The sequence below is a fragment of the Mucilaginibacter oryzae genome, from assembly GCF_003148845.1.
Taxonomy (GTDB): Bacteria; Bacteroidota; Bacteroidia; order Sphingobacteriales; family Sphingobacteriaceae; genus Mucilaginibacter; species Mucilaginibacter oryzae.
On sequence record NZ_QGHA01000012.1, the window covers coordinates 88986 to 110282 of the forward strand.

Genomic DNA, 21297 nt, shown 5'->3' on the forward strand with positions numbered 1-21297 from the left:
TTGCTGGGGCTATTTTTCAAAGCGTTCCATTAATTCGTTCATGGTAAAAGTACTGATCACCGGTTTGCCGTTCAGGGCCTGGTTGGGCGACTGGCAGGCAAAAAGTTGGTCTATCAGCTGGTTCATTTCCTCTAATGATAATTTAGTGCCTGTTTTAATGGCGCCGTTACGGGCCAGTGAACGGGCAAGGTTATCACGTTTATCTAATTTAAGGATGGCCATATTGTTTTTAAAACCTTCCAATAAATGTTCAAGCAGTTCGTGTTCACCTACGTTGTTCAGCTCGGCAGGGATCCCTTCAACCACCACGGTATTTTTACCAAACTCGCGGATATCAAAACCCAGCGCGCGGATATCCGGCAGCAGCTCCTTCAATAACTCAAAATCACTACCGTTTAGTGTTACCGATTGCGGGAATAAGCTTTGCTGGCTCACGCCCGAGTGGTTTTGCAATTGCTGCAAAAAACGTTCGTACAAAATCCGCTCATGGGCGGCCTGCTGGTTAATGAGCATAAAGCCTGATTTGATCTGCGAGAGAATAAACCGGTTATGGATCTGGAACAACTGCGCCTCGCTCGGCTTGCTTACCTCCTGCTCCTCAACCGAAATCGTTTTCTCCTCATGAATTTCATGCTGAAAAAGCGTTTCCTTTTTGCTGATCTCGTACAGCGTATCCCAGTTTTGCGGAATCGACTCCTTGCGGTAACCGCCGCCTGATGTATCCCTCAAAAAAGGATGATCCTGTTTAGGCTTGCTTTCGGTAGTGGCAAACGGGTTAAAGTTCGGGTTGAAAGATATGGTGGGCGCAATAATCTCTTCGAGCGGTTTTGGGGTGATCAGATGTTCGATGCTGTTTTCCTGGTCGAAATCTAAAGTAGGCGTGATGTTGTACTTACCCAACGAACGTTTTACCGCCGAGCGGATGATGGCATAAATGGCCTTCTCGTCCTGGTACTTGATCTCGGTTTTGGTGGGGTGCACGTTAATATCAATTTTTGAGGGGTCGATATCGATAAACAGCACATAAAACGGGAAGCAATCATCCGGCAGCAACTCCTCAAACGCGGTAGTTACGGCATGGTTAAGGTAATTATCGCGGATAAAGCGGTTGTTTACAAAAAAGAACTGCTCGCCGCGGGTTTTTCGGGCAAACTCGGGCTTGCCAACAAAACCACGCAATTTGATGATGGTGGTATCTTCCTCGACAGGCACCAGTCGCTGGTTATAATTGGCGCCAAACAGGTGTACAATACGTTGCTTAAGCGCGGCAGCAGGCAGGTGGTACACCTCCTGGCTGTCATGGTGCAGCGTAAAAAAGATCTGTGGATGCGCCAGGGCCACACGCTGAAACTCGTCAATAATGTGGCGCATCTCTACCGGGTTACTTTTTAAAAAGTTACGGCGGGCGGGGGTATTATAAAACAGGTTTTTTACCGAGATAGAGGTGCCGGTGGGTGCCGAACAAGGATCCTGGCTGACCACTTCCGAACCTTCAATAACAATACAGGTACCCAGTTCATCTTCATGGCGGCGGGTTTTTAACTCCACATGCGCAATAGCCGCGATAGAAGCCATGGCCTCGCCCCTGAAACCCATGGTGCGGATGGCAAAAAGGTCATCTGCCTTGCGTATTTTAGAGGTAGCATGGCGCTCAAAGCACATGCGGGCATCGGTAAGGCTCATTCCACAGCCGTTGTCAATAACCTGGATCAGCGCTTTACCGGCATCTTTAATAATCAGCTGTATTTTATCAGCACCTGCGTCAATAGCGTTCTCCACCAACTCTTTTACCGCCGACGCCGGTCGCTGAACTACTTCACCCGCGGCAATCTGGTTGGCAACGGCATCCGGTAAAAGCTGTATAATATCTGACATCTAAACTAATTTCCCTTCAATTTCTATTTCGATGCTAAATTAAATATTTGATGGCATAACTTTATGATTAGATAGTTGTATATACCTTTGCACCTTGATACAATTACAATAAATATACAATTGCTTTAACATGAAGAAACTATTGCCCGCGCTGCTTTTGTTGGCGGCTGCCTGCAAACAAAAAGAATATAATGCCGATATGCTGGTGAAAAACGCGGTTGTTTATACCGTAGACAGTAATTTTACAACAGCCGGTGCATTTGTGGTTAGCGGAGGGAAAATACTTGCAGTAGGAAGCGCCGATAGTTTGGAACAAAAATACAACGCACGCGAGGTGCTTGACGCGCAGGGCGCAGCCGTATACCCCGGTTTTATTGACGCACACGCCCATTTTTATGAATATGGCATGGGCCTGCAGCAGGTTAACCTGGTAGGCACACAAAGCTGGTCCCAAATTGTAGATTCGGTAAAGGTTTATGCCGAACGCAATACCGATGGCTGGATTATTGGCAATGGCTGGGACCAGAACGACTGGACCGATAAACACTTTCCCGATAAGGCCAAACTCGATTCATTGTTCCCCATGCGCCCGGTGCTGCTAAGCCGGGTTGACGGCCATGCCGCCATAGCTAACCAGGCCGCCCTCAACATTGCAGGGGTTAAGCCCGGCCAAACCATTGTTGGCGGCGAAATTGAAACCCGTAACGGCAAACTTACCGGCGTACTGGTTGATAACGCGGTAGGCATAGTTACCCGCAAAATTCCGGAACCTACACCGGCCATGGTTGATACCGCTTTGCTTTCGGCACAAAAAAACTGCTTTGCTGTGGGGCTTACCACGGTTGATGACTGCGGCTTGCCATACCCTATGGTAAACATTATTAACGAACTACAGCACAAAGGCGACCTCAAAATGCGCCTATATGTAATGCTTGCCGACAGGGCAGAAAATTATGAATACCTGTTTAAGAAAGGCGCCATTAAAACACCCGGCCTTAATGTACGCTCGTTTAAGGTTTATGCCGATGGCGCGCTTGGTTCGCGCGGTGCCTGCCTGCTAAAACCTTATTCCGATTCGGCCAAATGGAGCGGTTTTTTATTGAGTAACCCTAAACATTTTGAAGAAATAGCGCCCAAAATTGCCGCGCACGGTTTCCAGATGTGTACGCATGCCATCGGCGATTCGGCGGTACGCACCATGCTTAAAATCTATGCAGCCAACCTTAAAGGTAAAAACAACCTGCGCTGGCGGATAGAACATTCGCAGGTTGTATCGCCCGAAGATTTGGCGCTGTTTGGCAGGTACAGCATAGTTCCGTCGGTGCAACCCACCCACGCCACATCAGATATGTACTGGGCCGGTAAGCGCCTGGGCAAAGAGCGCCTGAAAACCGCCTACGCTTACAAGCAATTGCTTGACCAGAACGGCTGGCTGCCTTTGGGGACCGATTTCCCGGTAGAAAACATTAACCCGCTTTACACGTTTTATGCAGCGGTTGAACGTAAGGATTTGAAGGGTTTCCCTGCCGTCGGCTTCCAGAAAGAAAACGCCCTGAGCCGTACCGAGGCGCTGAAGGGCATGACCATCTGGGCCGCCAAAGCCAATTTTGAAGAGAAGGAAAAAGGCAGCATCGAACCCGGCAAATATGCTGATTTTGTGATCCTCGACAGGGATATCATGAAAGTAAAAGGCAGCCAGATACCAACAACCAAAGTAACCAAAACTTATATAAACGGAGTTAAAGTATATGATAAAAAATAAGTGGTGCCAGGTTTTTTTAGTGTTATCGGGCTTTGCATTATTTAATACCGCCTGCGCTCAAAACCCGCCCTTGCCCACAGGCCAGGCCTTTATTGCCGAAGAAAGACTGGTTGGCAACTCCACCGTACTGCTTAATAATGCTTCATACCTGGTCCCGCTGCAAAACCTTGACCAGCTGAAAATTGCCGGTGTACACTTCAGCAACCAGTACGCTACCGTTTTTGACAGCCTGCTTACCAAATACAATAAGGTAACTTTGTTTGATGGCAATAGCTACAAGGGCAATAAAACACTGGGCAACCTTACCTCCGATCTTAAATTTTACAACACCATTATTGTACAGGTAAATGATGCCGACCTGAACAATGCCGATGTGCTGGATTTTATCAGCAGTAATCAAAAAAATAAAAATGTTATTGTAGCAGCTTTTGGTAATGGAGCGGTTTTGGCCAAACTCGATGCGGTTACCGCACCGGTGATCTGGTCGGAGCGTGTATCGCCGGTATCGGCTATGTACAGCGCCGAAGCTATTTTTGGCGGTATAGCCGTTACCCAAAAACTGACAAAAACCTATAGCAACGTTTATAAAAGCGGCATGGGGTTCATCACCGATAAAACAAGGCTGCAATACACCATACCCGAGGAAGCTGGCATTAACGCGGCTAACTTACAAGGTATTGATAAAATAGCCCGCGAAGCCATCATTGAGCACGCTACACCGGGCTGTGTGGTGCTGGTTGCCAAAGATGGTAAGGTGATATTTAACAAAGCCTATGGTTACCACACTTATGATAATATAATACCCGACAGGCTTACCGATATTTTTGACGTTGCCTCCATGACCAAGGTATCGGCCACCACCATGGAAGCCATGCAGTTAACCGACCAGGGTAAGCTGAGCCTGGAGAAAACTTTAGGCGATTATATTCCGCTGGCCCGCAAAAGCAACAAAAATGATATCCGGATAAAGGAAGTGTTGTTGCACCAGGCCGGGCTGATCCCTGATATCCAATCCTTCGAAAAAGTAAAACCTGCAGATCACAGCACCGATTCGTCGGCCGCCTATCCAACCAAGGTATCAGACCATTATTACCTGCGGAAGGATTATTATAAAGATGTGATGCTGCCCGATATGCTTAACTCACCCCTTAAAACCCGCGGCCAGTACGTGTACAGCGATGTGAGCATGTTATTTATGCAGGAAGTGGTTGAAAATATAACTTCGGAACCCTTAAACAAATACGTTCAGGAGCATTTTTATAATCCGCTGGGCATGCAAACCGCAGGGTTTTTACCGCTCTACCGTTTCAGCCCTGATCAGATTGTACCTACCGAAAACGACAGGGAATACCGCGGCTCATTACTGGATGGCTATGTGCACGACCCTACGGCGGCCCTCATCGGCGGCGTGGCCGGGCATGCCGGTTTGTTTGCCAGCGCCAACGATATCGCCATACTTTACCAGATGATGCTGAACCGTGGTAGTTACGGCGGTTTCCAGTATATTAAACCCGAAGTGGTTGACCTGTTCACTTCCAAACAATCGCCGGTAAGCCGTCGCGGACTTGGGTTTGACCGCTGGGACCCGATTACCGAAAGGCACTATCCATCCAAACTGGCCTCCGACCAGGCTTACGGTCATACCGGCTTTACCGGCACCTGCATCTGGGTCGATCCGAAATATAACCTGGTTTATGTATTCCTCTCTAACCGGGTACATCCATCCGTAGCCAGTAAATTACTAAGCCTCAACATCAGGCCGAGGATCCAGGATGTGGTTTATGAGGCGATAGCAAAGGGGCTTTGATTTACCGGGACGGTTGCGAAACCGAAACATGGGAAGATTTGAGTAAGGGCTTTTAGCGGTTGATTTTTCACCGCACAACGACACCGTTAAAACAAACAGGCAGTAAGGGGAATAACTTCCTTACTGCCTGTTCAGTTTTTGGCGCTTACTTAATCACCCCTTAACGGGTATACCTGGCGATGATATCCATAATCACTTTATTGTTTTGCAATTGCGGCAGGTAATCAAACAGGATATAATGTTTATCCGGATCGGCGGCAAGCGCGTATTCGAGGTTGTTGAGTGCCTCATTATATTCTCCTTTAGCAAACAGGTAAGCAACCATGCGGTAATAGAGCTCGGCCGCATCGGGATTGTTCTTGATGGCCTCGGCAATAATTTCGGTTGCTTCGTTAAGCTTTTGCTGTTCGTACAGTATTGACGAGTAATCCAGCCACGCGTCAACATCAAGCGGGTTAAGTTCAACTACCTTTTCGTAGGCCTTTTCGGCTTCGGGCAGGTGGCCAAGCTTATATTCGGCATCGGCAATGGCAAACCAGAAATCGGCGTTGGCGATATCCAGGTCGAGCGCTTTTTTGTAAAAGTGCAGCGCCTCGAAATAGCGTTCCTCAAAATCGAGGGTTACACCGATTCCAAACCAGGCATCGGCCAGTTTTGGATCCATCTTAACCGATTTTTTGTAAAAGGCCCGCGCGTCGTCCATCTGCTCCAGCTTTTCGTAGCATTCGCCAATGGCACAATAGGTATCTGCATTGGGCTGTTCATACTCAAATGTCTGGCGGTAAACTTCTATCGCCTCGGCATATTTTTCCAAATTAACCAGCGCGTTGCCCTTATTAAAATAAGCCGACGCGAAACTGTCTTTAATCAGTATGGCATAGTCGTACGCGTCGATAGCTTTCTCAAACAGGCTTAGTTTAGTAAACGCGTTGCCTAAGTTGTACCAGGCGGCATAGCTGTAAGGTTCGTTATCGATGTATTGCTGGTAAAATTGTACGCTTTCCTGCTGGTTGTCCATTACGTCGTAGCAAAAAGCCAGTTCGTAAAGGGCATCCTGGTTTTCCATGTTTTGCTTAAGGCAAAGCTTAAGGTAAGTGATGGCCGTATCGTAATCGCCCATGTTCTGGTAAACGTAGGCAATATGCAGCAGGATCTCGTCGGTGTCTTCTGCAAGGTCAAGCGCTTTTTCGTAATTTTCCAATGCCTCGGCATAGCGCTCCAGGCTTTCGTACAGGTTGCCGCGGATGATATAGATATCAGCATCCGATGCTTCGAGCATGGCGGCCTTATCCAGGGCAGCGAAAGCCTCGGGCACCTTATTGGTAACTACCAACAACTGGGCTTGTTTAATCAGGAAAATTGCCGCAAAAGGGTGCTGATTTCGCGCGTACTCTGCTACCTGTAATGCCTTGGCGGGGTCATTTTTCTCGATGTAGTAGTCGATAATGTTCTCAAACGCCTGGGCATCAAAAAAGTACAAGTCCTGATTTCTGATCATCTCCTCGTACCGTTCTACCGAGAATTTTGGGTCTTCGGTAAAACCAAATTCAAATTCTTCTTCCATTCAATTTTGTTTGCAGAACATCCGCTTTAGGTTGACAAATTGCCTTGTAAAGACTTATTAACCGTCAAATTACAATTACTAACCAACCAAAATGCAATTAAGTTTTCAACATTCAAACATTATTAACAACTGTTTTTTACAAAGCCCTGATAATTAATAGCAATGGTTACAGCAGGCAACAAATGGGGAGATACTGAAAAATTGCCTCAAAGATTTCTACCTTTGGCAAAAGTAACAATTATGGAGCCTAATATTTCAGATATCCTAAAACGTTTACATATAAACGATATTAATGAGGCCTTTAGTACAGGCGGCACCTGGGGCAGCAGCGCCGGTGCTGCCGTTAAAGATATATTATCGCCGGTTGATGGCAGGAAGATAGCCTCGGTACGTTTAGCTACCGAAAACGATTATAACCAGGTAGTTGAGCAGGCTGCCAAAGCGTTTAAAACATGGCGCAAAGTACCCGCCCCTAAACGCGGGGAGATAGTAAGGCAGATTGGCGAAGCCCTGCGGGCCGCCAAACAAGACCTGGGTACCCTGGTATCGTACGAGATGGGCAAAAGCCTGCAGGAAGGCCTGGGCGAAGTACAGGAGATGATTGATATTGCCGATTTCGCGGTAGGCTTAAGCCGCCAGCTATACGGCCTGACCATGCACAGCGAAAGGCCTGATCACCGCATGTATGAGCAGTATCACCCGCTGGGTATCGTGGGCATTATTTCGGCATTCAACTTCCCGGTAGCGGTTTGGAGCTGGAACGCGCTGCTGGCCTGGGTTTGCGGCGATGTTTGCATCTGGAAACCGTCCGAAAAAACACCATTAACCGCTATTGCCTGCCAGCACATAGCGCAGCAGGTTTTTAAAAGGAATAATATAGAAGAAGGCGTATCATGCCTGGTAACAGGCGGGCGCAATATAGGCGAGCTGATGGCTGCCGATACCCGGGTGCCATTGGTTTCGGCCACCGGCTCAACCCGGATGGGCAAAGCCGTAAGCGCTGCCGTTGGCGCCAGGCTGGGCAAAAGCCTGCTGGAGCTTGGCGGTAACAACGCCATCATCATCAGCGAAAATGCCGACCTGGACATGTCATTGATCGGCGCGGTGTTTGGCGCGGTGGGCACCGCCGGGCAGCGTTGCACCAGTACCCGGAGGCTCATTATCCATGAAAGTGTTTACGAGGCTTTTAAACAAAAACTGGTTAACGCCTACAAACAGATCAGGATTGGTAATCCCTTAGATGAGCATAACCACATGGGCCCGCTGATTGATACCGACGCGGTGGCGCTTTACCTCAGCTCGATTGAGAAATGTAAGGCCGAAGGCGGCAATTTTGTGGTGGAAGGCGGTAAGCTGGAAGGAAAGGGTTATGAATCGGGATGTTATGTAAAACCTTGCATTGCCGAGGTGGAGAACCACTTTGAAATAGTACAGCACGAAACCTTCGCGCCGATACTTTACCTCATTAAATACAGCACCATTGATGAGGCCATCGAACTGCAGAACAGCGTTCCGCAGGGCCTGTCGTCAGCTATCATGACCAATAGCTTGCGCGAAGCCGAACAATTTTTGTCATCCGCGGGGTCTGATTGCGGAATTGCCAATGTGAACATCGGCACATCGGGCGCGGAGATTGGCGGTGCGTTTGGTGGAGAGAAAGAAACAGGCGGTGGCAGGGAATCTGGATCTGATGCATGGAAAGTATATATGAGGCGGCAAACCAATACCATCAATTACTCCAAAACGCTGCCATTGGCGCAGGGGATTAAGTTTGATTTGTAGGAAATTTGTCGAAATCGGGATTTGGATAGATTTTTTTAGGATTAATTTGAAAATAGTTTACATTTTTTGTTGATAGTCCTATATCATATTTACAAATATCGATTAATCCTAAATAGGCTTACATTTTTATAAACTTTTTCTAATATGCTTATAAGTATCTTTTGCATCGATTTTTAAGGTGTTAGGATTATTTTATAAAGTGTTGGCCCTTTTTCTAAGCAAATGCTATTTGACCCAATAAAAGTATGACTGCATTAAAAAAGATTGTTTCATGTCGGATTATTGTCAGTAATGGTTTGCAGGGGATCATTGCCATCTCCCATACCTCGAGGAAAACCCAAATCCTTCAAAAATTGTAGTACAGTATTCAGATTATTTGTCACTGACCCAACGCCAGTTTTGAGTTTATGCTAACTCCCAAACAGCGCTTCGTTTAGAAAACTATTGTCAGGCGCGGCATAGTTATAGCTAAGTGATCTGCAGTTTGCGGATGAAGTGCCTGAAGCCATAATCAATGATTTATCCCCACTGGCAAAGTGGGTTTTTTTTAAATGATGTTTAAATTTTCATAAAATCTCCGCGCATCGAAAAACTTGCATTCATAGGGAAGTTAAAAGTTCCACAACTTTTCTCATGCCTCTTAACAAATTCAAGTTTTTAAAAACATGTAAGGTATTAATTATTAGTACGTTTGTATTGTGCAATTTAAAGCACAAATACCTGCCTGGCTATAAAATGTTAATATTACTTAACAAAACGCCCAAAATCTACCTCAATCTTCATAATTACTTAATTTATTTCCCTTATTTGGTTAATAAACATTGTTTAGTATTGCTTAACTCTTAGCGAGCGGGAAGGAGCTGCCCCAAGCTATCAGCAAATTAACGCTGTCACATTCATATTCATGAAAAACAGATCTGGTATAAAATTTTGAAACGATAATTATGAAGTTATTGCCAAACTGCATTTGGAAAACTATGTTTCTTTTTGTTGCCACTTACGGGGCAGCGATGAGTGTAAGTGCCCAGGAAAAGGTGGTTGTAGATAGTGTCGTATCGGCTAACAGGGCAGGGGTAGAAAACATCCTCCAAGGTAATGTCGCCGGGTTAAGGGTGAAAAGCTGGTCGGGTACGCCGGGCACCCAATCTATATTAAACCTGCGTGGTTTAAGTCTGGATCCTACCGATAAATCGACCATGCCGCTTATATTGATTAACGGTGTACCCATGATCGCCAGCCCGTCTGACGTAACGGGGATCAATCCGCTTAGCTACTACACAACAGATCAGATAGAGCGGATCGAGGTTATTAAAGACATTGATCGTTTAGCCGCATTTGGCGTTCAGGCACCAAACGGAGCTATCAATATTATTATGAAAGAGGGTAAATCCGGCGCAATTCACATCAGTGCTAATGCTTATGCCGGGGCCAATTTTCAGCAAAACATGGATTCGAAGGCTGATGCCTTTTATAATTTCAATACCGGCGCGCGCAGGCAGGTATATGGTAATGGCGGGATAGTTGATGAGCAAAACCTAATGGTTGATGGTAACGGCGATTATGGTTCATACCTGTTTGGCCTTAGCAACTACCAGGATAAGGGCTATATAAAAGGTACAAGCTCCGGCCGTCAGTCTTTATTCTTAAATGCGAAGTATAACATTACCAAAGGGTTTTCGGCACAGTTTTACAACAACTTTGCCCTGGCCAACCGAGACGGGCGTTATGCCGGCGAGTATAGCCGGGATCTTACCTTGCCGGTAACAGGCGACGAAGGTTTTGTGATGGATAAAAAGCGAAATGTGGACTTGATTTCTTCAATGAAATTAGCCTACCAGTTTAATCCTTCATTTAAAATCAGTTCGGTAGCATCAATATCTTATGATGCATCAAGCCGCGACTACTATATTCCATCAAATCTGCTTGATGGAAATATCCACGCCTTTAGTGCTACCATAAAAAGGCAATTAGTTGCGCTTAACACTTCCTTAAACTATCTGCACAGATTTAATGACTATCTGAACCTGGATATGACCATCGGAAACGAGATCAGGGGGAATGACGACAGGATCACATCTGTAGATGGGCAACGCAGCCTGGAAAGCGGCGGTTCTGACTTTGTGAAAGTGGTAACCGGCTATAATGCCAACCAAACGTACGCTTACTCAGATCATGAGATGGAAAAAATCGTATCGTTTTATGGCATCTGGAAATGGAACTATAAAAAAGATCTGGATGTAAACATGGTGCTGCGTACGGATGGCAGCTCGTTCTATCAAAATAAATGGGCTTTATACCCGGCTTTAGGTGTTCATTACGATTTAAACAACGCGTTGAATTTTCCGGTAAAAGCAAACATTGCTTACGGTAAAACCGGCATATTAAGCAAACCCGAAGTTTACCGCGGGCAAATAGGCGCTTATGGCGACTACTACGGAAACACCCAGCTTGGTGTAGGTTTACTTTATCCTGCCTTTCAGGATGCCAAAAGTGTTAGCGTATACCAGTTAGATGCAGGTTTAACATTCAATATCCTTCCTTCGTTATTAGATATTTCAGTTAACTATTTCAATAAGATATACAAAAACTTTACTTACCAAAGGTACCTGTCAAATATCAGCGGCATGGATTACCAATATGAAACAGGCGGTTCATTAGGCCTTGCCGGTGTTGAATTTAGCCTTGATGGCAGGTGGTTTAATAACCGCGATTTCGGCTGGTCTACTTCATTTAATATCGCATCGTATAAAAATAAGGTAAGATCATTACCTTCTGATATCCAAAGTACAAGCCTGGCTTACCTCGGTGCACTTTCAAATGGTGATGCCGTTACCTCAATTACAGCTTACCAGGGCGGGCAGTCTAAGATTATTGGTAACAGCGAGGCTAAGGCTTTTGGTGGTATCAGCAATACTTTCAGGTATAAAAAACTTTCAGCAAGTTTTACTGCAAGCTATGCCTGGGGCGCCGATGTCGCAACCGAGTCATTTACCAGTACCTATTATGCCGACCTGGTGGGGAATAGCTTCCCGATAAAAAATGCTGAAACGCCATATTACTTTACCACTACAGATGCTACCGGCCGTGTAACCTATCAGGGTATGAGAACCATCGAGAATGCAAGCTTTATCCGCTTAAACAAAGCTGCTATCACTTATCATTTCGGGCCAATATTAAAACGCCTGGCATCAATTAATGATTTGCAGCTATTTCTTAGGGGCGATAACCTGTTCACACTTACCAATTACAGCGGTGTAAACCCCGAAGAAAACATAACCGGGATCCGCAAGCGTGATTTGAGTTTAACGGGCACCCCGCTGCCGTCTTCGCTGGTATTGGGCTTGAAACTGGTGCTTTAAAAATTGACGATAAAAATTAACGATATGAAATTTTGGAAACTCATTCCGGTTGTGCTGTTGTTTTTTCTTTTTGCGTGTAAGAAAAATCTGACTATCAATTTAGATAACAGAACAGTTGCCGAAGGTTATTACGATTCGCCGCAAAAATTTGAACAGGCGGCTGTTGGTGGTTATGTTGATTTAAGAAGGGCGTTGGTAGCCAATTACGCCTTTTTAATGTACGGCGAGGCCCGTACCGGTGATTTGGCTGTAGCTACAGATTACCAGCCTGCGGTTGTAAGCCAGAAACTAACTTCAGATAACCGCTATGTTAAACAACTTACCGACTGGGAGTACTTTTACGATGTAATTCATGATGCGAACGATTTATTGGACAACATCAATAAGGCAGATAATAGCATCCTGAACGGTTACAAACGTAATTTATATAAAGGAGAGGCGCTCGCACTTAAATCGTACGCCTATTTTTATATGGCGCGTATCTGGGGAGATATCGCTTCTGCCGAGACTAATAACTTTGGCAAACATCTTACTAACCAGGAAGCTGTAACTCTTGCAAGCGGATTTGCATCCGAAGCAAAAAGATTGCTGCCATGGAGGTTGCTTAATGATAGCGAGATTGAAAGCGCTGCCTTAACAAACATAAGGTTCAGCAAAACATCGGTTACATCACTGTTAGCGCACGAAGAGCTTTGGCTTGGTAAAGCCCAGGATGCCTACACACTATTAACTAACACTTTCACTACTGCTACAACTGATAGCCTGTCGGATTTCGGGATCTCAATGGGCGTTGACAGGCGTACCGATATACCTCAAAAGCCATTGGACGCAGGTGTTGTAAGCATGACCATTGATAGCTTAAATGCAATTTATCCTGCCGGAGATTCGCGCCGGGCCGGGATGTTCAATATCTCGTCTGATGGTAAAACCGCTACAATGATTGTTGCCGACGCTACCATATTACCACTAATAACCAAGCGCGAATTAAACCTGCTTTTTGCAGAAGCCGCATGGCGCAGCGGAAACCTGAACGCTGCTAAAACCTATCTGATTAGAGCAGCCACCGGAGCCAAAGAAGATTACAGCACTTTAACTGATGCAACATTTGCCAACGCGCTATTGAAAGAACGCAGGCGTATGCTGGTGGGTACCGGACAGCGGGTTTTCGACCTGATCAGGTTGGGTAAGGTAAGTACATATATCCCGGCATTTACCGATGCTGACGTTCAGAAAGGCGCTGCTTACTGGCCGCTATCAGCAAATAGCTTAAAAGGCAGTTCATTAAGTCAAAACAGTTATTGGTTATCGAAAAAATAAATCTAATGAAGGCATTAATACAAAGAGTTTGTTTTCTTTTTGCGATAATGGCGCTCCCCGTGTTTGCAATGGCACAAACGGCCGTAACGGGTAGAGTGACCGATGAAAAGGGGGCACCGGTAATCGGGGCCACAATTAAAGTTAAAGGAAAACCTGCCGGTACCCAAACCGACCTTACAGGAACTTTCCATATTTCGCTGAGGGTAGGGGATACGGTGATTTGTTCATCTATAGGTTTCCTGCCTAAACATGTGGGCTATAAAACCCAATCCGATTTGAACATCCGTTTGGCCGAAGATAATAAAACCCTTGGCCAGGTATTGGTTGTGGGCTATAAAAGCCAGGCCAAACAGGAAATTACCGGCTCGGTAGCATCCATCAAAATGGATAAGGTTACCGAAACGCAGGCGGCCGAATCGTTCGAGTCATTACTGCAAGGTCGTATAGCGGGCGTAAACATCCAGCTAAACTCCGGTGAGCCGGGGGCTTCTCCCGCTATTATTATCAGGGGTTTAGCCGCGGTTAGCCGTGATGATGCTTCGGCACTTTCCGAGCCCTTATATGTGGTTGATGGTGTGCCCATCATATCAAAAACAAGCAACGAGTTTGCAATCACCAGCACTAACGTACTTGCCGATTTGAACCCGAGCGATATCGAGAATGTGGTGGTATTGAAAGATGCTTCGGCTGCGGCCATTTACGGTTCAAGGGCAGCTAATGGTGTAATCCTTATTACCACTAAAAAAGGTAAAATAGGTAAACCGCAAATAAACTTCAACTTGCGTACAGGTGTAAACTTTGTTCCGCAATTACAGGATGTTGCCGGTGGTGATAAAGAGCGCCAGCAGGTAGCACGTTTATATCAGTTATATGCGCCCTATGGTACTTTTATGCCGGCTATGTACACTGATGTTACCAATCCATTCTATCATAACTCGTCAGACTGGCAGGGCTATCTGTACAATACCTCAGTTACACAAGACTACAATACCTCTATACGCGGTGCCGGCGATTTTGGCCAGTACAGCGTAAGCCTTGGTTATATGGATTACAAGGGGATCTTGTTTAATACCGGGTTTAAACGCTATAGCTCATTGGCCAGTACTACATTTTATGCGTTGAACAAAAAACTTATCATTAACAATACGCTGGCTGTTGCCCGAACTGATCAAAGCAAAAATCCCGGCTCGCTTAACACCAATTATTCTGCATTGCTGCCGTTGCCAAACAATCCAATGGTAGCCGGTTCAGAAGTGTACCAGCCGGGCAGGCTTAATAACGTAAACGACAGGATGCGTTTCAGTTCAGACGCTACATTAAACCTTGTAAAAAACCTGAGTTTTAAAACAAGCCTGAGTTTAGAGTATCTGCGCCTGATGCAGGATTCATCAATTACCTCACGCCGCACATTGCGATCTGACAATAAAAGCGGTGTGGGCGAAAACCGGAACCTGCTTGTACAGAATACTTTAACCTACGCGCCAACTGTTGGCAAGCACCGCTTAAGCTTATTGCTGGGTCAGAGTGCCGAAAAGCTCGAATCCAAAATAACCATAGTTAATAACGTAAGCAGCGCGCAAACGCTGTCACAAACAGTTAACTGGCCGCAGGGCAACAGCATAGGCACAAGTAATTATACCGCCAATTCCCTGCTGTCGTATTTCAGTCGTTTCGATTACTCGTTTGATGAAAAATACCTGTTCGGTGCTTCTATCCGTACCGATGGATCTTCGAAGTTTGGCGCTGCCAATCGCTGGGGGGTATTCCCGTCTGTATCTGCCGGCTGGAATTTTAACAAGGAAAAGATCTTTGAAAACTGGAAGTGGCTAAACAGCGGAAAGATCCGTGGCAGTTATGGTTTATCAGGTACTACCTGGAATAACGACTACCTGGCCCTGGGTATCATGAGCGGCGGCTCGCTGGATCGGTATAATTCTTTACTCCAGATCTCATATGGCGGTATCTCCGGTTTTACGCCAACCTGGTACGATGGGTTTAAAAATGACAACCTTACCTGGGTGAAAACAAACATGGGTAACGTTGGTATGGATCTGTCAATGTTCAATAACAAGGTTGAGTTTATTTTTGATGCCTATCAAAAAGTTACCAAAGGCTTGCTGTTAACTACCGCCCTCCCTACCACATCTGGTTATAATGAGGTTTACCGTAACGCTGCCGACGTACTGAACCGTGGTTTGGAGTTTACGTTGAATACCAATATGAACCTTAGCAAGAATTTAAGCTGGAGCACCGGTTTAAACTTCGCCTACAATAAAAACCGGGTAACGTCATTGCCGGATGGTAATGCTGATATCATCAAAACCAGCACGTCCGGACAGGATTTCGGATCGATAGTTAGGGTGGGTGCGCCTCTTAACGGTTTCTTCTTTTATCAATCGGAAGGGATTTACCAGGCCGAGAGTCAGATACCGGTTAATCCTAAAACAGGGGCCAAACTGCTTGGTTTGCAAAACAAAACTTTACAGGTAGGCGACCGTGCGTTTAAAGACCAGAACGGAGATTACAAAATTGATGTTAGCGACCGCGTTTATTCAGGCGACCCTAACCCGAAATGGACGGGTGGCTGGACAAATGATTTCAACTATAAAGGATTTGGCCTTAACGTGGTTTCAACCTTTGTAATAGGGCGGGATATTGTTAACTCTGCCCTGCTGGATAGGCTGAAATTAGGTAAAAGCTTTGCCGGAGCTACATCGCTACCTAATTTTGACAACTATTCCATTTGGCAAAAAAGCGGTGATAACGCTAAATATCCAACGTTAAACCCATGGTCGGGCGTTTCGCAGATCATCAATTACGATTCATCATACATTGAAGACGGATCTTATTTCAAGATCAAATCGGTAACCCTTTCTTACAATTTTACCAAAAAGATGATGCCTCGTTTACCTTTTGACAGGATGCGTATTTACTGCACCATGGATAACGTGGTTACATTTCAAAAATACAGCGGCCCTGATGCAGAGTTAGTTAACGTAGATGGTTTTGATATGTCCGGCGGATATCCTATGCGCAGGTTGATGTTGTTCGGGGTTTCGATAGGATTGTAAGTAACGGTTAGTTAAAAATTAAATCAGGAAAGAGGGCGGTAAAAGTCCGATTGATAGAAATAAAAAAATAAAGAAATGAAAAATAAGGTAATTGCGATGTTTCTGCTTGTGATCATGCTTGCCGAAACAAGCTGTAAGAAATGGCTGGATGAAAAGCCTATCAATACCGTAACAGAAGATCAGGCCTGGAAAAACGGAACTGATGCCGAGGGTGCTGTAGCAGCCGCGTTCGCTATCTTCCGCAGGGCGTTATCCGGCTTAACTAAAGAGGATACGCCCGCAACTACACGTAACGGCTCATGGGGCGATTATTATTTCTGGGGCGATGCCCGTTCGGGAGATTGGATCACGCCTAATAACGACGGCGACTGGGGCGCAGGTTTCCAAAACCACCTCATTCAGCGTACCGAGCTGGAGCCTTTAACCAACTGGCGTTTATTTTACCGTACCATCGAGCAATGTAACCTGGTATTGGAAAAAATACCTGCCATTACTGATAACCTTACCAATGAGCGTAAAGCGCAGTTGTTGGCCGATGCCCGTTTTCTGCGTGCCATGGCACATTTTTATGCAGCACGCATCTGGGGCGATGTGCCTGTTAACCTGAAGGCCCGTAACGTAGAGCCATTGGGCAGAAAACCATTAGCTGAGGTAATGAAAATGGTAGTTGATGAAGTGAACATCGCCTTACCTAACCTGCTTTGGGATAATAAGGGAACCATTAAACAATCAAGATCAAGGGGAACAAAAGGCGCGGCACTGGCTTTAAAAGCGCACGCCTTGATGTGGCTTAAAGATTATCAGGGCGCATCTGATGCCATTAAGGAGATCATCAACTCAAATAACTTTACCCTGGTACCTGTAAACCAGTTTCGCGATCTGTTTGATAATGGCGAATCGAAAGAAGTGATCTTCGAGATGTATTATGATAATACAAACGGTGAATATGCTGATTACTACGGCCATATTATGACTTATTATCTAACCAATCCTTACACATCACGTGATAACCTTTCGTTAGCAGTAGCAAAATCTAAAATATTAGAGATCTACCCTGATTATGCCAGAGACAAATCAGATAAAAGGGTGCCGGAGTTTTTCCAGAGCATTGATTTCTCGGTGAGCAGCAGTGAACTACGCCCGATATTTGCCGACCCGCTGCAAAATGGCGAGCGTAATATCATGTTTGCCAAATTCAGGAAGGTTAAAGACAGGAGCTATAGCTTAATGCAGGCACCGGTGCCGGTTTTCAGGTATGCGGATGTGGTACTGCTTAAAGCAGAAGCCGACGCACGGCTTGGCCGGGTGCCCGATGCGCTTGATAACCTGAATAAGATCCGTTCGCGTGCCGGTATCCCGTTGTTTACCCGTGATGATGCGCCCACCGTAATTGAAGCGGTACTGGCTGAAAGACGCAGGGAACTGATAGGGGAGTTTCAACGCTCGTACGATCTGGTTCGTTTAGGGCGCTTACACGAGTTTAACAGCTATATCACTGCCCAGGGCGAAAAAGATGGTGCCGGGTTTTTTCCGGTTAGCGAAGAAGCCTTCACCAATAATCCTAACATGGAGCAAACCTATTACTGGCAGTTTAACCAATAACCCACAAAACACGCATTCAAAATGATAAAGTTCATCAAATTAGTCGCGTTTATCGGCTTCCTCGCTATCGTTACGGCAGGATGTAAGAAAACTTATTTCTCAGATGGAGGCACACCTGTCGACGTATCGGGAAACCTGGGTGTATCCACCATGGATTATCTGCAGCGCGAAACAACCTCGTTTGATACATTGGTACGACTAATTAAATTAAGCAACCTCGAATCGGCAGTTAACGCAAAAGGTAATACGTTTTTGGCCCCAAGAGATTATTCTATCCATAACTACTTTAAATTATTATATCCCGATCAAGCTAAAATGCCTTCAACCTTAGAGGCATTGCCACAGGTAGTAAAGGATGATATAGCCCGGATATTAAAAAACTACATTATCCCTAACCAGCAAATAGTTAGGGGCGGTTTAACTACTGCATACAGCTATGTAACCACCTACGGCGGCACAAAAGCCAGGTTTAACATTGTTAACACTGATTACCTCGGTAACGTGAACATGGGAGCAAAATATATCAATTTTTCACTCAATGTAAGCCCTGCCGGAACTACAGAAGTATACCAAACCGCACAGGTTGTTACGGCCGATCTGAAGTCGACAAATGGGATTGTACACGTGTTGGTTTCTGAGACACACATTTTTGGATTTAATTAATTAAAGCTGATGAAACGTAATAAGAATATAATCTGGCTTTTAATATTGGTGGTATCTGCCTGCGGTTCATTATTGATAAGCGGATGTAAAAAGATCCCTGCCGAAGGAAGCATTGCGCCTGATATAAGCTACAGGAACAGGAAACAGTATGCAGTTTCAGGCCTGCCTTTAAATATTGGTGATTTTAAAGTATCTACCTCAACCTTGCCCCTCAACTTTGAGGTTGTTCAGTTAAAGGAAGTAAGTGGTAAAAGCGTAGCTGCCCTGAATCAAAAAATACCCGTAGTGCGGTACAAGGAGGCCATTGTAGGCAACGAGACTCCTGAAGAACTGAAATTAAAAACAGATACGGTAATGACACCGGCTGTCAGCATTAACAAGTTTACAGGTAAGCTGGAGATATTAGAAGGGAACAAAATCCCTGCCGGCGAATACCATTTCGATATCAAGGTATCTAACCAGTCGGGTGATAAGATCCTGAAAGACGCGTTGGTGGTTGAATTTAAAGAGTTTGATGTAATATCGTACTCATCGGGCATGGCCAAAGCTCCCGAAATTGAGCGGGTTGGTGATACGCCTAACCAGATCCGTTTTGAGGGTTACCTGAACAATGTAGCGCTTACCGGTGAGCAGATCGATTTTACAAAGAACCGTTCGGGCGGCTTTAAAGGCACTTTTGTTAACGATGCCGCCGACGGTGAAATATGGAAAGTGAATTTCCCGGTAAAGGAATCTGATACCTATTGCACCTGGCAGGTAAAAGATGGCTCGGGCAACATCAGCTATGTGAGCGAGAACTTCAACTTTGTGGTAGGCCTTCCGGGCAGCTACGTAATCCGATTATATAAATAACACTATATGAAACAGATATTTAAGTATTGTTATCTGATAATGGCCCTGCTTTTAATAGCCGGCAAGGGTGCTTACGCGCAAACCGCCAAAACCAAAAAAATATTGGTGATAGGGGTGGATGGTATCATCAATACCGCTATTGATTATGCCGCCACACCGGGCATCCACGATTTAATTTCTAATGCTTCATACAGCATGAATGGCTACGGTGGCATACCTGCTTATACTTCATCGGGCTGGGCAACATTGCTTACAGGCGTATCTGCAGATAAGCATGGCGTTAACACTAACCTATCATTTGCAGGTAATAAATTCAGCCAGTATCCTTCGGTGGTTAGCCGCATTAAATCGGGCGCTCCATCTATTGTTATAGCCTCTGTTGTTCGTACAGCCGAAATCAATACCCTGCTCAATCAATCGGCCGATCAGAAGTTTCAGTACGGTACTGATGATGATGTGTATAAGAAATCGCTCGAGATGGTAAAACAAGCCAATATGGGCGCGGTTTTCGTGCAGTTCAGCAGTCCGGCTGATGTAGGTGCTTCGGTTGGTTTCCAGCTACGTAAGGCCGCATATGTTTTAGCCATTCAAAAAATAGACGAGTATGTGACAGGGCTCAGCGCGGCCATTAAAGCACGTGCAACCTATGCCAGTGAAGACTGGGATATTTTCTTCGCCTCAACACATGGCGGTACCGAATCGGGTGTGCCACAAAGCAACACTCCTGATGAGATCAACGTGCCGGTTATCCTTTCGGGCAGCGAACTTGATAAAAAGGAACTGGTTGGCGCAACACTGGCCCCGCGTGAAAACGCTGATAATATCCTCAAGCTTAACAAAGCTTCATCAGGCGAGCGCACTTATGTACGTGTACCCATCAAAGGCACTCCCTTACAGGGCATGAACAAATTTACCATCGAAACCTGGGTAAAGGCCGACGTGAACGATAGCGATCCTTCTATCATCGGCGATAAAAACTGGGATTCGGGCGGTTTGCCGGGCTTCACCATCTGTCGCAGCGGAACTTCCTGGAAAATAAATATCGCCAATCAAAAGTCTGAGCGTTATGACATCGGCTCATCAAAAGCTTTGGAAGATGGCAACTGGCACCACCTGGCCGTAACTTTCGATAAAACCAAAACCTGCGCGGTTTATCAGGATGGTGTTAAGGTAAATGAATCGGCCTTAACCTATAAGGATGCCGATAACATGGCATCGCCTTACGATTACTTATGCCTTGGCCAGGACGGCACACAGGTTTATAGCGGCGGCGCACCGAACTGGGCAGGCTCATTTAACGAAGTAAGGATTTGGACAGACGTGCTTTCGGCCGAAACCATCCAGAAATACATGTACCTGCGTAATATCGAAAACAGCGATCACCCTAACAAAGCTTCCCTCAACCTGTACCTGAAAATGGATGATGTGCAGGGCACCGTGGTAAAAGATTATAGCGGTAAAGGGCGTAACGGCGAACTGATTGGCCCGGCCAGCGAGCGCCATCCATATTATCCTATAGGGCTTACGGATGTATCTGTAAATATTTTGAGCCACCTGGGCATGCGTGCCGATGGCAGCTGGGGCCTGGAAGGCAGTGTATTGAAATCCAACCTTCCGTACCGATTGTTTAAAGCCAACTAATT

At 45.7% G+C, this 21297-nt stretch carries 12 protein-coding genes; 10 read left to right on the forward strand and 2 right to left on the reverse strand.

Features of this window, described 5'->3' with window-relative positions; genetic code table 11:
- Positions 1-9: 9 nt before the first annotated feature.
- Positions 10-1875 (reverse strand): DNA mismatch repair endonuclease MutL, encoded by a 1866-nt coding sequence (mutL, locus tag LX99_RS21700; protein WP_109609733.1) that lies wholly within the window; start codon positions 1873-1875, stop codon positions 10-12.
- Between the two features lie 130 nt (positions 1876-2005).
- Here mutL and LX99_RS21705 point away from each other — a divergent pair, with 130 nt between their 5' ends.
- Both LX99_RS21705 and LX99_RS21710 read left to right on the forward strand, forming a co-directional pair.
- Complete coding sequence (locus LX99_RS21705; RefSeq protein ID WP_109609734.1) at positions 2006-3637, forward strand: amidohydrolase; 1632 nt, start codon at positions 2006-2008, stop codon at positions 3635-3637.
- Positions 3624-5444: a serine hydrolase domain-containing protein gene (locus LX99_RS21710; RefSeq protein ID WP_109609735.1), complete on the forward strand. Its 1821-nt coding sequence runs from the start codon at positions 3624-3626 to the stop codon at positions 5442-5444. Before LX99_RS21705 ends, LX99_RS21710 begins: the two co-directional genes overlap by 14 nt.
- Before the next feature lie 160 nt (positions 5445-5604).
- Here LX99_RS21710 and LX99_RS21715 read toward each other — a convergent pair whose 3' ends face one another.
- Positions 5605-7008, reverse strand: a complete 1404-nt coding sequence (locus LX99_RS21715) for a tetratricopeptide repeat protein (RefSeq protein ID WP_109609736.1) — start codon at positions 7006-7008, stop codon at positions 5605-5607.
- A 240-nt stretch (positions 7009-7248) separates the two neighbouring features.
- On the opposite strand from LX99_RS21715, the gene amaB reads away from it, so the two are divergent.
- The 8 genes from amaB to LX99_RS21755 all read left to right on the forward strand — a co-directional run bounded on the left by amaB (position 7249) and on the right by LX99_RS21755 (position 21295).
- Positions 7249-8790 carry an L-piperidine-6-carboxylate dehydrogenase gene (amaB, locus tag LX99_RS21720; RefSeq protein ID WP_109609766.1) on the forward strand — a complete coding sequence of 514 codons (1542 nt, stop codon included), beginning with the start codon at positions 7249-7251 and terminating at the stop codon, positions 8788-8790.
- 977 nt (positions 8791-9767) lie between these two features.
- Positions 9768-12149, forward strand: coding sequence for a TonB-dependent receptor plug domain-containing protein (locus LX99_RS21725; RefSeq protein WP_170122764.1), 2382 nt, complete (start codon positions 9768-9770; stop codon positions 12147-12149).
- Between the two features lie 24 nt (positions 12150-12173).
- The gene (locus LX99_RS21730; protein ID WP_109609738.1) at positions 12174-13466 is read left to right on the forward strand and encodes a RagB/SusD family nutrient uptake outer membrane protein; all 1293 of its coding nucleotides are present in this window, start codon (positions 12174-12176) and stop codon (positions 13464-13466) included.
- Positions 13467-13534: 68 nt separating this feature from the next.
- Entirely contained in the window at positions 13535-16537 is a 3003-nt protein-coding gene (locus LX99_RS21735; RefSeq protein ID WP_170122765.1) for a SusC/RagA family TonB-linked outer membrane protein, read from the forward strand.
- A gap of 75 nt (positions 16538-16612) precedes the next feature.
- Positions 16613-18139, forward strand: a complete 1527-nt coding sequence (locus LX99_RS21740; RefSeq protein ID WP_109609740.1) for a RagB/SusD family nutrient uptake outer membrane protein — start codon at positions 16613-16615, stop codon at positions 18137-18139.
- 21 nt (positions 18140-18160) lie between these two features.
- The gene (locus tag LX99_RS21745) at positions 18161-18802 is read left to right on the forward strand and encodes a fasciclin domain-containing protein (protein WP_109609741.1); all 642 of its coding nucleotides are present in this window, start codon (positions 18161-18163) and stop codon (positions 18800-18802) included.
- A gap of 9 nt (positions 18803-18811) precedes the next feature.
- Positions 18812-19654: a DUF5007 domain-containing protein gene (locus LX99_RS21750; protein WP_109609742.1), complete on the forward strand. Its 843-nt coding sequence runs from the start codon at positions 18812-18814 to the stop codon at positions 19652-19654.
- A gap of 6 nt (positions 19655-19660) precedes the next feature.
- Entirely contained in the window at positions 19661-21295 is a 1635-nt protein-coding gene (locus LX99_RS21755) for a LamG domain-containing protein (RefSeq protein WP_109609743.1), read from the forward strand.
- Positions 21296-21297: the final 2 nt, after the last annotated feature.

Bases quoted from the DNA above. Each gene is read 5' to 3' on its own strand.
- mutL (WP_109609733.1), bottom strand. From the start codon at position 1,875: ATGTCAGATATTATACAGCTTTTACCGGATGCCGTTGCCAACCAGATT.
- LX99_RS21705 (WP_109609734.1), top strand. From the start codon at position 2,006: ATGAAGAAACTATTGCCCGCGCTGCTTTTGTTGGCGGCTGCCTGCAAA.
- LX99_RS21710 (WP_109609735.1), top strand. From the start codon at position 3,624: ATGATAAAAAATAAGTGGTGCCAGGTTTTTTTAGTGTTATCGGGCTTT.
- LX99_RS21715 (WP_109609736.1), bottom strand. From the start codon at position 7,008: ATGGAAGAAGAATTTGAATTTGGTTTTACCGAAGACCCAAAATTCTCG.
- amaB (WP_109609766.1), top strand. From the start codon at position 7,249: ATGGAGCCTAATATTTCAGATATCCTAAAACGTTTACATATAAACGAT.
- LX99_RS21725 (WP_170122764.1), top strand. From the start codon at position 9,768: ATGTTTCTTTTTGTTGCCACTTACGGGGCAGCGATGAGTGTAAGTGCC.
- LX99_RS21730 (WP_109609738.1), top strand. From the start codon at position 12,174: ATGAAATTTTGGAAACTCATTCCGGTTGTGCTGTTGTTTTTTCTTTTT.
- LX99_RS21735 (WP_170122765.1), top strand. From the start codon at position 13,535: ATGGCACAAACGGCCGTAACGGGTAGAGTGACCGATGAAAAGGGGGCA.
- LX99_RS21740 (WP_109609740.1), top strand. From the start codon at position 16,613: ATGAAAAATAAGGTAATTGCGATGTTTCTGCTTGTGATCATGCTTGCC.
- LX99_RS21745 (WP_109609741.1), top strand. From the start codon at position 18,161: ATGATAAAGTTCATCAAATTAGTCGCGTTTATCGGCTTCCTCGCTATC.
- LX99_RS21750 (WP_109609742.1), top strand. From the start codon at position 18,812: ATGAAACGTAATAAGAATATAATCTGGCTTTTAATATTGGTGGTATCT.
- LX99_RS21755 (WP_109609743.1), top strand. From the start codon at position 19,661: ATGAAACAGATATTTAAGTATTGTTATCTGATAATGGCCCTGCTTTTA.